Source organism: Pseudomonas oleovorans subsp. oleovorans (assembly GCF_002197815.1).
Taxonomy (GTDB): Bacteria; Pseudomonadota; Gammaproteobacteria; order Pseudomonadales; family Pseudomonadaceae; genus Aquipseudomonas; species Aquipseudomonas oleovorans.
In genome coordinates this window covers 1-13,712 of sequence record NZ_NIUB01000044.1, presented here as the reverse complement: position 1 = coordinate 13,712, position 13,712 = coordinate 1, and the positions used below count along the sequence as shown (strand labels likewise).

The window sequence follows — 13,712 nt, the reverse complement described above, 5'->3', positions numbered from 1 at the left end:
ATTATGAATACCGTTCTGCTGACAGGCTCTACCGGCTTTGTTGGCTCTGCTTTATTTGCTGAGCTTAAAAAGTTACCTGAGTTTCAGGTAGTTTCTGCGGTTCGCTCCGCCGTTTCGCCTGCGTCTGATGATGTTGTTGTGGTTGGCAATATTGATGGCACTACGGATTATTTGTCTGCACTTAACGGTGTTGCTGTGGTGGTTCACGCAGCCGCGCGTGCGCATGTTATGCGTGATGAAGTAGCCGACACGCTGGCAGAGTTTCGTAAAGTCAATGTGGACGGCACGCTGAACCTTGCTAGGCAGGCTGCTGCTGCGGGTGTTAAGCGATTTATTTTTATCAGCAGTATTGGGGTGCATGGGCTTAATTCATCACGGCCCTTTACAGAAACAGATTCCGAAGCACCGCATGATCCTTATGCAGTTTCTAAGTACGAAGCGGAACAAGGTTTGCGGAAGTTAGCCACTGAAACCGGTTTGGAGGTGGTTATTATCCGTCCACCTCTGGTTTATGGTGGGGCTGCGCCGGGCAATTTCAGAAGTTTAATTAACCTGGCAAGTAAGCCTGTGCCTTTGCCTTTCGGTGCTGTGAATAACCACCGCAGTATGGTGTATGTGGGTAACCTGGTGAGCTTTATTGTTCGCTGTATTCAGCACCCTGCGGCGGCCAATCAAACCTTTTTGGTGTCTGACGGTGAAGATGTTTCACTGCGTAACCTGGTTACTTATATTCGCTTGTGTCTGGGCCGTTCGCCGCGTTTGCTGCCCGTACCGGTAGGGTTGTTTAAGCTGGCTGGGGCGTTAACGGGTAAGCGGGGTGTGGTGGATCGTTTAGTCGGTGATTTGCAGGTGGATTCGTCGAAGGCCCGTACTCTGTTGGGGTGGGTTCCTCCTTACACGGTTGAGCAGGGCATTGCAGCGACTGTGGCCGATTTTATGAGCAAGGATAAATAACGTGTTGCGTTTTTTTGATTTTACCTTTGCCTTGTTAGGGCTGATTTTTGCGTTCCCGGTGTTGTTGGCTATTTATGTGCTGGGGCTTTTCGATACCGGCTCGCCGTTGTTTCGTCAGGAGCGAGTAGGGCGACACCAGAAGCCATTCGTGTTGGTTAAGTTTCGTACGATGAAGATCGATACCGCGTCGGTAGCCAGTCATTTGGCGTCCAGTGCATCGATTACCCGTATGGGGGCCTTCCTGCGTAAAGCCAAGCTCGATGAGTTGCCACAGCTGTGGAATGTGCTCAAAGGCGAAATGAGTCTGGTCGGCCCCCGCCCAGGGCTGTTTAATCAACAGGAGTTAACGACTGAGCGTGCTCAGCGTGGTGTGTTCGATGTGCGCCCGGGCATCACCGGGTTGGCGCAGGTTAGCGATATTGATATGTCGACGCCAAAACTGTTGGCCGAAACCGATCAGCGTATGATTCGTGAGCTTACCCTGGCTCATTATTTTAAATATATCCTGATGACGGTGCTTGGTAAGGGCGCGGGTGATCGTGTACGCCCATCTTAGTCAGCAGCAGCGGTGTGTGCGGGAATCAGTTATTGCCACGCAGTACGGGATGTGAAGGATTGAGAGGTTGTGATGTTAAGGACTGCAGATCGCCTGCGTGAGCGTTTGATCCGTTTGCCACGGCGTTCGAAGCGTGTGCTGCAGGTCATTGTGGATGTGCTGTTGCTGTGGTGTGCGCTGTGGCTGGCGTTTATCGTGCGCTTGGGTGATTTCAAAGCAGTTGATCCTTTAGGCCATCACGCCTGGATCTTTGTAATTGTGCCCTTGATTTCAGTGCCCATTTTCATCCGCATGGGCATGTATCGCGCGGTGATGCGCTTTTTCGGTAATGATGCGCTCAAGAGCATTTTTAAGGCAATTTCCCTTTCTGCGTTATTCCTGGCGTTGACGATCTATTGGTATCGCGACGCGCCTGCGCCGATTCCACGTTCGATGGTGCTGAATTTCTGGTGGCTTAGCCTGACGTTGATTGGCGGGGTGCGCTTGCTGATGCGTCAGTACTTTATGGGTAATTGGTATTCGGCTGAGCATCCCCGTCGTCTTACAGGGGACCGTGGTTTGCCCCGCGTTGCGATTTATGGGGCCGGTGCGGCGGGGAATCAGTTACTGGCCGCCCTGCGTTTGGGGCGTTCGCTGGCGCCCGTTGCCTTTATTGATGATGATGCAACCATCGCCAACCGGGTGATTGCCGGGTTGCGGGTGTACAAGCCCAAGCACACCCAACAGATGATCGAAGAAACTGGCGCCCAGGAAATTCTGCTTGCGGTGCCTTCTGCCTCGCGTGCGCGTCGCAGGGAGATCCTCGAATTGCTTGGCCAGTACAACCTGCACGTACGTAGCGTGCCAGGTTTAATGGACTTGGCCAGTGGTCGGGTTAAGGTAGATGAGGTGCAGGAGGTCGATATTGCTGACCTGCTGGGACGTGATTCGGTACCGCCGCAAAAGGCCTTGTTTGAGCGTTGCATCCGTAGCCAGGTGGTCATGGTGACCGGCGCGGGTGGCTCGATTGGCTCGGAGCTATGCCGACAGATCCTGTCCAATGAGCCGAAGACCCTGTTGCTGTTCGAGCACAGCGAATTCAATCTTTACAACATTCACTCCGAGCTGGTAAGCCGCACCAAGCGTGAGTCCCTGGCCATTCAGTTGATTCCAATTCTGGGCTCAATTCGCAACCCGGAGCGGCTCGAGGAGGTGATGTCGAGCTGGGCGGTGAATACGGTCTATCACGCGGCAGCTTACAAGCATGTGCCGATGGTCGAGCACAATATTGCTGAAGGTGTGCTGAATAATGTATTCGGCACCCTGTTTACCGCTCAGGCAGCTCTAAAGGCTGGAGTTGCGCATTTCGTGCTGATCTCGACTGACAAGGCTGTGCGGCCCACCAATGTGATGGGCAGCACCAAGCGTTTGGCTGAGATGGTACTGCAGGCGCTTAGCCGCGAACAGGCTCCGGTACTTTTTGGTAAAGGCGAGGTGCTCAATGAGGTCAATAAAACCCGCTTCACAATGGTGCGCTTTGGCAATGTGCTTGGATCGTCCGGTTCGGTCATACCCCTGTTTCATGAGCAAATCCGGCGTGGTGGGCCTGTGACGGTTACGCACCCAAATATTACACGTTATTTCATGACTATCCCTGAGGCGGCCCAGTTGGTGATCCAGGCGGGGGCGATGGGGGAGGGCGGAGACGTCTTCGTGTTGGATATGGGGGAGCCGGTGAAGATCGCCGAGCTAGCAGAGAAGATGATTCATCTCAGTGGCTTGAGTGTGCGTTCTGCTGAAAACCCGCAGGGTGATATTGCTATCGAGTTCACAGGGCTCCGGCCGGGAGAGAAGCTCTATGAGGAGTTGCTGATTGGCGATAACGTCAGCCCGACCGAGCATCCGATGATCATGCGTGCCAACGAAGAAATGCTGTCTTGGGAGGAGTACAGGAAAGTGCTTCTTGCTTTGGAGGATGCAGTTGGGCGTGAGGACTACGAGCGGGTTCGGGCGTTATTGCGCGAAACCGTGAGTGGTTATCGGCCTGACGGTGAGATTGTTGATTGGTTGTACTTACAGAGACGTTTAGTAAGCGCTCCATAAACCCCGCCCGCCAGGACGGGATTTATTTTCAGGAAGCAGGAGCAGAAGCCGGCGAGCAGTTCCAAGGCAGCAGCGCTTCGTAGTCCTCAACGCTCTGTGCTGTTGGCAGGCGTTCGAGGATGTGGCGCAGCCAGGCGTAAGGCTCCTGGCCATTGGCCTTGGCGGTTTCGATCAGGCTGTAGATCTGCGCGCTGGCCGTGGCCCCCTTGGGCGTGTCGCTGAACAGCCAGTTCTTGCGCCCGATGACGAAGGGGCGGATGGCGTTCTCGGCACGGTTTCGGCAGTGATCGGCGCCGCTTCGCAGGCCTTGCAGGCGTAGGTCTTGCGGATATGGCGGATGGCCCGCACCTGCATCGGGATGATCTCCAGCTGTTCGCTGGTCTCCTCGCCGATGAGCTGTTTGCAGGCGCCACAGGCGCAAGTCAGCTCGTGCTCGGGCAGGTCGTGGATGACCTCGACACGCGGCAGGTTGGCCGGCAACGGCTTGCGCTTGCCACGGCGCTTGACCGGTGCCACGACTTCTTCAGCTTCGGCTGGTGCGGCGGACAGCGCTTCGATCAGCTCTTCGGCCTCGTTGAACATGGCCAACTGCGGCGAGTCGGTATCTTCAGGGCTGCGCTCGGACTAGGGCGAGAACAACTTGTGGCGCAGCAGGGCGACCTGTTCCTGCAATTGCAGAATCAGAGCCTTGAGCAGGACAAGATCAGCCGAGGCTTTTGAATTTGGCTCCGCGACCTGGACTCGACAGCGCAGCTGAACGCGCTTCAGCGCGGCCCCGAAGGGGTGAGCGAAGCGAATAACCTGGGACGTGGTCCCTGGTGAGAGTCTGCAGGCAAAAAAACCCAGCGGTTAGGCTGGGTTCTTGAATTTGGCTCCGCGACCTGGACTCGACAGCGCAGCTGAACGCGCTTCAGCGCGGCCCCGAAGGGGTGAGCGAAGCGAATAACCTGGGACGTGGTCCCTGGTGAGAGTCCGCAGGCAATAAAAAAACCAGCACTAGGCTGGGTTCTTGAATTTGGCTCCGCGACCTGGACTCGAACCAGGGACCCAATGATTAACAGTCATTTGCTCTACCGACTGAGCTATCGCGGAACAACGTCGCGTATGTTACTGATTAAAAAGGGGAAGTCAACACTTTGTAGGTGGCTTCTATCTGGCCACGACGCGTTTGGTTTGGTGGGCGAGGCTTTGGCCGCGACAGCGGTGGTAGAGCGCGGCTGATGCGCAATACCGCTGTCTGGGTATTGGTGTAGAAGCTCGGCCCGGGGCGAAGCGTTTGGTTGTGCGGTGTTCTTGCGATTCGCCGCGAGGCGCGGCTCCTACAGGGGGAGGCGGTGCCTGTGGTGCTTGCGTAGAAGCCCCGCCCCGGGGCGAAGCGTTTGGTTGTGCGGTGTTCTTGCGATACGCCGCGAGGCGCGGCTCCTACAGGGGGAGGTGGTGCCTGTGGTGTTTGCGTAGGAGCCCCGCCCCGGGGCGAAGCGTTTGGTTGTGCGGTGTTCTTGCGATTCGCCGCGAGGCGCGGCTCCTACAGGGGGAGGCGGTGCCTGTGGTGCTTGCGTAGGAGCCCCGCCCCGGGGTGAAGCTGTTGGTTTGCGGTGTTCTGGAGGATGCTTCGCGGCGGGGCGCCGCTCCTACGGGGGCTGTGATTTTTTGTGGGAGCCCCGCCCCGGGGCGAAGCTTTTGCTTTTGCGGTGCTCTGTGAACGCTTCGCGGCGGGGCGCCGCTCCTACAGTTATATGATGCATACAAAAACGCCGGCTTATGGGCCGGCGTTCTTGTTTATTGCAGAGGCTTACAGCACGGCGTGGATGGCGCGGGTGACGCTGTCCAGGTTGCCGTTGTTCAACGCTGCGACGCAGATGCGGCCGGTGCCGACAGCGTAGATGCCGAACTCTTCCTTCAGGCGCTCCACTTGCTCCACGGTGAGGCCGGAGTAGGAGAACATGCCGCGCTGCTGCGCGACGAAGCCGAAGTCGCGCTTGGCGCCCAGTGCAGTCAGTTGTTCGACCATGGCCAGGCGCATGCTGCGGATGCGGTCACGCATTTCGCCCAGTTCGGCTTCCCACATGGCACGCAGTTCGGGGCTGTTGAGTACGCTGGCGACTACTGTGGCGCCGTGGGTAGGCGGGTTGGAGTAGTTGGTGCGGATCACGCGCTTGAGCTGCGACAGGACGCGAGTCGACTCTTCGCGGCTGCTGGTGACCAGCGACAGGGCGCCGACGCGCTCGCCGTAGAGCGAAAACGACTTGGAGAAGGAGCTGGAGACGAAGAACTCCAGGCCCGACTCGGCGAACAGGCGCACGGCTTCGGCGTCCTGCTCGATGCCGTCACCGAAGCCTTGGTAGGCAATGTCGAGGAAGGGCACGTGCTCGCGCTCGCGCAGGACGTCCAGCACGGCTTTCCAGTCTTCCAATTGCAGGTCGACGCCGGTCGGGTTGTGGCAGCAGGCGTGCAGCACGACGATGGAACGGGCCGGCAGGTTACGCAGGTCTTCGAGCATGCCGCCGCGGTTCACGCCGTTGCTGAACGGGTCGTAGTAGCGGTAGTTGTGCACCGGGAAACCGGCGGATTCGAACAGGGCGCGGTGGTTTTCCCAGCTCGGGTCGCTGATGGCCACGGTGGCGTCCGGCAGCAGGCGCTTGAGGAAGTCGGCGCCGATCTTCAGGGCGCCAGTACCGCCGAGGGCCTGGGTGGTGATCACGCGGCCGGCTTCGATCAGGGCTGCGCCCTTGCCGAACAGCAGTTCCTGCACGGCCTTGTCGTAGGCGGCAATGCCTTCGATGGGCAGGTAGCCACGCGGTGCGTGGGCCTCGATACGTGCTTTTTCGGCTTCTGCGACGGCGCGCAGCAGCGGAATTCGCCCCTCCTCGTTGTAGTAGACGCCCACGCCAAGGTTGACCTTGGTGGTGCGGGTGTCGGCGTTGAATGCTTCGTTGAGGCCCAGGATGGGATCGCGCGGAGCCATTTCGACGGCAGAGAAGAGACTCATGATGGGTGCGGCAACTCGAGTGAGGGGTGGGTGGCCAGGCGTCCCCGACAAAAGCGCTAGGGGGCGCGTAAACGGGGCGTTAGTATAACGACCCTGAATCCAGGGGGCGACAGCGCAAAGCCCTGAATTAAGGCCTTTTGCCAGGTAATTCGACTCTACCTGGAGCTATTGCCGAGTCGCCCCGCAATTCATGGCTTTGACGCCGCCCGGCAGGGCGCGTCACAGTCGTTTGTCGAGGTGCTGCATGTCCGAATTTCAGTTGGTGACCCGCTTCAAACCTGCCGGCGATCAACCTGAGGCGATCCGGCAGATGGTCGAGGGGCTGGAGGCTGGTCTGTCGCATCAGACCCTGCTTGGGGTGACCGGCTCGGGCAAGACCTTTTCCATCGCCAACGTGATCGCCCAGGTACAGCGTCCGACGTTGGTGCTGGCACCGAACAAGACTCTGGCGGCGCAGCTGTACGGCGAGTTCAAGTCATTCTTCCCGAACAACGCGGTGGAGTACTTCGTTTCCTACTACGACTACTACCAGCCGGAAGCCTATGTGCCGTCATCGGACACCTTCATCGAGAAGGATGCGTCGATCAACGACCACATCGAGCAGATGCGCCTGTCGGCGACCAAGGCGCTGATCGAGCGCAAGGACGTCATCGTGGTCTGCACCGTGTCGTCGATCTACGGCCTGGGCAGCCCCGAGGAGTACCTGAAAATGGTGCTGCACCTCGATCGCGGCGACAAGATGGATCAGCGCGCGCTGCTGCGCCGCCTGGCCGAGCTGCAGTACACACGCAACGACATGGATTTCGCCCGTGCGACTTTTCGCGTGCGCGGCGATGTGATCGACATTTTCCCGGCGGAATCGGATCTCGAAGCCATTCGCGTCGAGCTGTTCGATGACGAGGTGGAAAGCATAAGCGCCTTCGACCCGCTGACCGGGGAGGTGATCCAGAAGCTGCCTCGCTTTACCTTCTATCCCAAGAGCCACTACGTCACCCCGCGTGAAACCTTGCTGGAGGCGGTTGAGCAGATCAAGGTCGAGCTGCAGCAGCGTTTGGAATACCTGCGCGGCGCCAACAAGCTGGTGGAGGCGCAGCGCCTGGAGCAGCGCACGCGCTTCGATCTGGAGATGATCCTCGAGCTGGGCTATTGCAACGGCATCGAGAACTACTCGCGCTACCTGTCGGGCCGCCCGTCCGGCGCGCCGCCACCCACGCTGTATGACTACCTGCCGGACGAAGCGCTGCTGGTGATCGACGAGTCCCACGTCTCGGTGCCGCAGGTCGGTGCGATGTACAAGGGCGACCGCTCGCGCAAGGAAACCCTGGTGGAATACGGCTTCCGCCTGCCGTCGGCGCTGGACAACCGGCCGATGCGTTTCGAGGAGTGGGAGGCGGCGAGCCCGCAGACCATCTTCGTTTCCGCCACACCCGGCCCTTACGAGGCCGAGCACGCCGGGCGCGTGGTGGAGCAATTGGTGCGACCGACCGGCCTGGTCGACCCGCAGATCGAGGTGCGCCCGGCGCGTACGCAGGTCGATGACCTGCTTTCGGAGATTCGTCTGCGCGTGGCGGCGGGCGATCGCGTGTTGGTCACCACGCTGACCAAGCGCATGGCGGAAGACCTGACCGATTACCTGGGCGATCATGACGTCAAGGTGCGTTATCTGCACTCGGACATCGATACCGTGGAGCGGGTGGAGATCATTCGTGATCTGCGCCTCGGCGCCTTCGACGTACTGGTGGGGATCAACCTGCTGCGCGAGGGCCTGGATATGCCCGAGGTGTCGCTGGTGGCGATTCTCGATGCGGACAAGGAAGGCTTCCTGCGCAGCGAGCGTTCGCTGATCCAGACCATTGGTCGCGCGGCACGTAACCTAAACGGCAAGGCGATCCTGTATGCCGACAACATGACCGGTTCGATGCAGCGCGCCATCGGCGAGACCGAGCGGCGCCGTGCCAAGCAGATCGCCTTCAACGAGGCCAATGGCATTGTGCCCAAGGGGGTACAGAAGGACGTCAAGGACATCCTCGAAGGTGCCGTGGTGCCGGGTGCACGCAGCAACAAGCGCAAGGGCATGGCCAAGGCAGCGGAGGAGAGCGCACGCTACGAAAACGAGCTGCGTTCGCCGAGCGAGATCACCAAACGTATTCGTCAGTTGGAAGAGAAGATGTACGCCCTGGCGCGCGACCTGGAATTTGAGGCTGCGGCGCAGTTGCGTGATGAGATTCAGAAGCTGCGTGATCGATTGTTGCAGGTGTGATGTTACCGCGTGGCGCGGGGGGCGCCTGTGTAGGAGCCCCGCCTCGGGGCGAAGCTTTTGGCTTTGCGGTGTATTCTCGATTCGCCGCGGGGCGCGGCTCCTACAGGGTAGGGCGGCGCCTGCGGGGTTTGTGTAGGAGCCCCGCCTCGGGGCGAAGCTTTTGGTTTTGCGGTGTTCTTGCGATTCGCCGCGGGGCGCGGCTCCTACAGGGTGGTGCGGTGCCTGCGGCATTTGTGTAGGAGCCCCGCCCCGGGGCGAAGCTGTTGGCTTTGCGGTGTATTCTCGATTCGCCGCGGGGCGCGGCTCCTACAGGGTAGGGCGGCGCCTGCGGGGTTTGTGTAGGAGCCCCGCCTCGGGGCGAAGCTTTTGGCTTTGCGGTGTATTCTCGATTCGCCGCGGGGCGCGGCTCCTACAGGGTAGGGCGGCGCCTGCGGGGTTTGTGTAGGAGCCCCGCCTCGGGGCGAAGCTTTTGGCTTTGCGGTGTTCTCTCGATTCGCCGCGGGGCGCGGCTCCTACAGGGTGGGCGGCGTCTGCGGCGTTTGTGTAGGAGCTCCGCCCCGGGGCGAAGCTGTTGGCTTTGCGGTGCTTTGGCGAACGATTCGCGGCGGGGCGCGGCTCCTACAGATCGGGCGGTGTTGGCGTTAATGCGCGGCGCCACCACCCGCCATGTTCTGCGGCAATTTCCGTGTCAGCAGGATCGCCAGCATGCTCACACCCAGGGCGATGCCGATGAAATGGAAGGCATCGTTGTAGGCCATGATGATCGCCTGTTCATGGACGATCTGGCTGAGCTTGGCCAGTGCCGCCTGTTCGCTACCCAGGGTTTGCGTCAGAAGGTGCAAGCGTTCATCGACCTGCGGGTTAGTCGGCACGATGGATTCGCGCAAGTAGTCGAAATAGACCTTGGCGCGGGCATCGAGCAGGGTGGCGAGCAGGGCGATGCCGATGGCACCGCCGAGGTTGCGCAGGATGTTGAACAGGCTGGAGGCCGAGCCGGCATCCTGCGGCAGGATATAGGCCGTGGCGATCAGCGACACCGTGACCATCACCAGCGGTTGGCCAAGCGCGCGGACGATCTGGATGTGCTGGAACTGTTCGCCGGCGAAGTCCAGGTTGAGCACGCCGGAGAAGAAGCTTGCCGCGCCGAACAGGGCGAAGCCCAGGGCGCACAGCCATTTCGGCGAGATGATCTTCATCAGCTTGGGCACCAGCGGGATCAGGAACAGCTGCGGTACGCCCATCCACATGATCACTTCGCCGATCTGCATGGCGTTGTAGCCCTGGATCTGCGCCAGATACAGCGGCAGCACATAGATCGATCCATAAAGGCCCACGCCGAGCCCCAGGCTGGAAATGCTGGCCAGGCCGAAGTTGCGCTCGCGCAGTACGCCCAGGTTGATCAGCGGTTTCGGGCGGGAGATCTGCAGGATGACGAACAGGATCAGGCTGACCAGCGCCACGCTGCCGAGGCCGACGATCAGTTGCGACTCCAGCCAGTCCTTGCGATGGCCTCCAGACTCCAGGCCAGGGAGCACAGCAGCGAGGCGATCAGAAAGCCCACCGACACCCATACCGCCAGGCGCCGCGCCGAGAGCAGCTGTACCAGCCAGGCGGTCAGCGGGATCATGATGATATCGGCCACCAGGTAGGACGTGGAAATCCACGAACCCTCTTCCAGCGTGGCGGACAGCGCGCCCTGGATGTCCTTGAGCGAGGAGTTGGTGATCTGGATATCCAGCACCACCATGAAGGCGCTGAGCATGGCGCTCATCACCGCGATCCAGTCGCGGCGGCTGGGTTCCGCCGTGGGGCGGATCAGCGCATCACCCGCCATGGCTGTCGTCGCTGCGCAGATCCACGGTGACCTCCACCGACATGCCGGGGCGGATCAGTCCATGCAGCGGGTTGTCGGCGGCAAAGGTCAGCTTGACCGGGATGCGCTGCACCACCTTGGTGAAGTTGCCGGTGGTGTTGTCTGGCGGCAGCAGACTGAATTGCGCGCCGGAGGCGGCGAACAGGCTGTCGATGCGGCCTTCGATCGATGGGCGTGTCCGGGTAGCTGTCGAACAACAGTTCGGCTTTCTGTCCTGGGCGCATGCGGCCGATCTGGGTTTCCTTGAAGTTGGCCTGGATCCAGATGTCCTGATCCGGCACCAGCGACAGCAGGTAGGCGCCGCTTTGCACCACCTGGCCTTCACGGGCTGAGCGCTGGCCGACCATGCCGCTGATCGGTGCATGGATCTGCGTGCCCGAGAGGTTGAGGTCGGCCTGTTCCAGGTCGGCCTGAGCCGCGAGAATCAGCGCGTCCAGACGTTTGAGCTCGGCTTCCAGGCTGGCCACCTGCTGACGCTGCGCCTGCAGATCGGCCTGGGCCTTGGCCACTTGCGAGCGGGCCACGCGGTTGTCGGCGGCCAGGGTGGTGACGCGTTCTTCGGAGATGTAACCTGGCTTGCGCAGGGTCTGTGCGCGGCCGAGATCGAGCTTGGAGCGATCGAGGGTCGCCTGGCTGGCCGCGACGTCGGCCTGGCTGGCGGCAATCAGGTTGGCCTGCTGGTCGGGTTTGCTCTGCGCCTGGGCGCGTTCGGCCTGGTGAGTTTGCAGAGCGGCGAGGGCGCGCTGGCGGGCCAGGCGGAAATCAGTGTCTTCCAGCACGGTCAGGAGTTGGCCGGCTTCGACATGTTGGTTGTCGCGCACCAGGACCTTTTCGATGCGTGCATTCAACTGGCTGGAGACGCGAGTGCCTGACGGCGCACGGGACGCCGCGCAGCGTTGCCGGGCTGGAGGGGTATCGGGCGATCCTGCTGCAGCATGACGCCCCGCGTTACTGGCCGCTGTTGGGCGAACATCTGCCGTGCCGGCGGGTGATGACCTGCAACAACATCACCTTCGCCCGTGAGGCGACGCTGGCAGGTGCCGGGATTTGCGGGTTGCCGGTGATGATCAGTGAGGGGGCGGTGCGCAGCGGGCGTTTGGTCGAGCTGCTGCCCGAGGCGCGTCTGCCGGTGGGGGAGGTGTAGCCATCTACCCGTCGCGGCGCTTCCAGGCGATGAAGGCCAAGACCTTCCTCGACTTTCTCATCGCCAGCTTGCCGATCACCCGCGGCGGGTTGCTGGAGCCAGGGGCCGTCGGCCTGCTAACATCGCCCGCTTGATTCAATCCTCGTGTCTTCCATCCGAGAGCATTCATGACCACCGTCCGTACCCGTATCGCGCCATCGCCAACCGGCGATCCCCATGTCGGCACCGCCTATATCGCGTTGTTCAACCTGTGCTTCGCTCGTCAGCACGGTGGCCAGTTCATCCTGCGCATCGAAGACACCGACCAGGTTCGCTCGACTCGTGAGTCCGAACAGCAGATTTTCGATGCCCTGCGCTGGCTGGGCATCGAGTGGGACGAAGGCCCGGATGTCGGCGGCCCGCATGGCCCGTACCGGCAGAGCGAGCGTGGCGAGATCTACAAGAAGTATTCGGACGAACTGGTCAGCAAAGGCCATGCCTTCCCATGCTTCTGCTCCGCCGAGCGCCTCGATGAAGTGCGCGCGCAGCAGATGGCCAACAAGGAAACTCCGCGCTACGACGGCCACTGCATGCACCTGGAACCGGCCGAGGCGCAGCGTCGCATAGCCGCGGGCGAATCGCACGTGGTGCGCATGAAGGTACCGAGCGAAGGCGTTTGCGTGGTGCCGGACATGCTGCGTGGCAATGTCGAGATCCCATGGGATCGCATGGACATGCAGGTGCTGATGAAGGCCGATGGCCTGCCGACCTACTTCCTGGCCAATGTGGTCGATGACCACCTGATGGGCATTACCCATGTACTGCGTGGCGAGGAATGGCTGCCGTCGGCGCCCAAGCTGATCAAGTTGTACGAATACTTCGGCTGGGAACAGCCGGCGCTGTGCTACATGCCGCTGCTGCGCAATCCGGACAAGAGCAAGCTGTCCAAGCGCAAGAACCCCACCAGCATCACCTTCTACGAGCGTATGGGCTACCTGCCGCAGGCCATGCTCAACTACCTGGGGCGCATGGGCTGGTCGATGCCGGACGAGCGCGAGAAGTTCTCCCTGGCCGAGATGATCGAGCACTTCGACATCAACCGCGTGTCGCTGGGCGGGCCGATCTTCGATCTGGAGAAGCTGTCCTGGCTCAACGGCCAGTGGCTGCGTGAACTGCCGGTGGAAACCTTCGCTGCCGAAGTGCAGAAGTGGGCGCTCAACCCCGAGTACCTGATGAAGATTGCGCCGCACGTGCAGGGCAGGGTAGAAACCTTCAGCCAGATCGCACCGCTGGCCGGCTTCTTCTTCTCCGGTGGCCTGAACCTGGACGCCAAGCTGTTCGAGCACAAGAAACTCTCGCCCGACCAGGTGCGTCAGCTGATGCAGCTGATCCTGTGGAAGCTCGAGTCGCTGCGTCAGTGGGAAAAGGATCGTATTACCGGCTGCATCCAGGCGGTGGTCGAGCACCTGGAGCTGAAGCTGCGTGACGCCATGCCGCTGATGTTCGCCGCCATCACCGGTCAGGCCAGCTCGGTATCGGTACTCGATGCCATGGAAATCCTCGGCCCGGATCTGACCCGCTTCCGCCTGCGCCAGGCGCTGGAGCTGCTCGGCGGCACCTCGAAGAAAGAGGCCAAGGAGTGGGAGAAGCTGCTGGCGAGCATCGCCTGACGGTAGACTCCTGGAGCCCCGCCCCGGGGCGAAGCTCTTGGTTTTGCGCTGTTCGCTCGAACGATTCGCCGCGAGGCGCGGCTCCTATGTATGGACTCGCCCCCACTGTCAAACCTGCTTTTCAACACTGCTACCCGGCTGCATCTATGTATCAGGCCTATTCGAGGAAGCTGTCATCAGCTTCTGGCCAACATTGTGTGAGCTT

At 60.9% G+C, this 13,712-nt stretch carries 6 protein-coding genes, 1 tRNA gene and 5 pseudogenes; 6 read left to right on the top strand and 6 right to left on the bottom strand.

What is annotated here, in order from left to right:
* Positions 1-3 precede the first annotated feature (3 nt).
* From PSOLE_RS20170 to PSOLE_RS20160, 3 genes are all read left to right on the top strand, one after another.
* Positions 4-954 (top strand): NAD-dependent epimerase/dehydratase family protein, encoded by a 951-nt coding sequence (locus tag PSOLE_RS20170; RefSeq protein ID WP_074859209.1) that lies wholly within the window; start codon positions 4-6, stop codon positions 952-954.
* 1 nt (position 955) lies between these two features.
* Positions 956-1,510 carry a sugar transferase gene (locus PSOLE_RS20165; protein WP_074859212.1) on the top strand — a complete coding sequence of 185 codons (555 nt, stop codon included), beginning with the start codon at positions 956-958 and terminating at the stop codon, positions 1,508-1,510.
* A gap of 72 nt (positions 1,511-1,582) precedes the next feature.
* A complete protein-coding gene (locus PSOLE_RS20160) occupies positions 1,583-3,592 on the top strand; it encodes a polysaccharide biosynthesis protein (protein ID WP_074859216.1) in 2,010 nt (669 codons plus the stop codon).
* A 28-nt stretch (positions 3,593-3,620) separates the two neighbouring features.
* Here the strand turns inward: PSOLE_RS20160 and PSOLE_RS25310 are convergent.
* The 4 genes and pseudogenes from PSOLE_RS25310 to PSOLE_RS20145 form a co-directional block, all read right to left on the bottom strand.
* A pseudogene (locus PSOLE_RS25310) lies at positions 3,621-3,869 on the bottom strand (transposase domain-containing protein); the annotation flags it as partial.
* Positions 3,869-4,288, bottom strand: a pseudogene (locus PSOLE_RS25305) (IS66 family transposase); the annotation flags it as partial. The pseudogenes PSOLE_RS25305 and PSOLE_RS25310, both read right to left, overlap by 1 nt.
* Positions 4,289-4,608: 320 nt before the next feature.
* A tRNA-Asn gene (locus tag PSOLE_RS20150) sits at positions 4,609-4,684 on the bottom strand.
* A gap of 700 nt (positions 4,685-5,384) precedes the next feature.
* Entirely contained in the window at positions 5,385-6,581 is a 1,197-nt protein-coding gene (locus PSOLE_RS20145) for an amino acid aminotransferase (protein WP_074859220.1), read from the bottom strand.
* A gap of 244 nt (positions 6,582-6,825) precedes the next feature.
* On the opposite strand from PSOLE_RS20145, the gene uvrB reads away from it, so the two are divergent.
* A complete protein-coding gene (gene uvrB / locus PSOLE_RS20140; RefSeq protein WP_074859223.1) occupies positions 6,826-8,841 on the top strand; it encodes an excinuclease ABC subunit UvrB in 2,016 nt (671 codons plus the stop codon).
* A gap of 641 nt (positions 8,842-9,482) precedes the next feature.
* On the opposite strand, the pseudogene PSOLE_RS20135 reads toward uvrB, so the two are convergent.
* Both PSOLE_RS20135 and PSOLE_RS24425 read right to left on the bottom strand, forming a co-directional pair.
* A pseudogene (locus PSOLE_RS20135) lies at positions 9,483-10,615 on the bottom strand (MFS transporter).
* Positions 10,616-10,664: 49 nt separating this feature from the next.
* Positions 10,665-11,580, bottom strand: a pseudogene (locus PSOLE_RS24425) (HlyD family secretion protein); the annotation flags it as partial.
* 2 nt (positions 11,581-11,582) lie between these two features.
* Here PSOLE_RS24425 and PSOLE_RS20125 point away from each other — a divergent pair.
* Positions 11,583-11,992, top strand: a pseudogene (locus PSOLE_RS20125) (LysR substrate-binding domain-containing protein); the annotation flags it as partial.
* Positions 11,993-12,025: 33 nt separating this feature from the next.
* Positions 12,026-13,507 carry a glutamate--tRNA ligase gene (gene gltX, locus PSOLE_RS20120; RefSeq protein WP_074859226.1) on the top strand — a complete coding sequence of 494 codons (1,482 nt, stop codon included), beginning with the start codon at positions 12,026-12,028 and terminating at the stop codon, positions 13,505-13,507.
* Positions 13,508-13,712 lie beyond the last annotated feature (205 nt).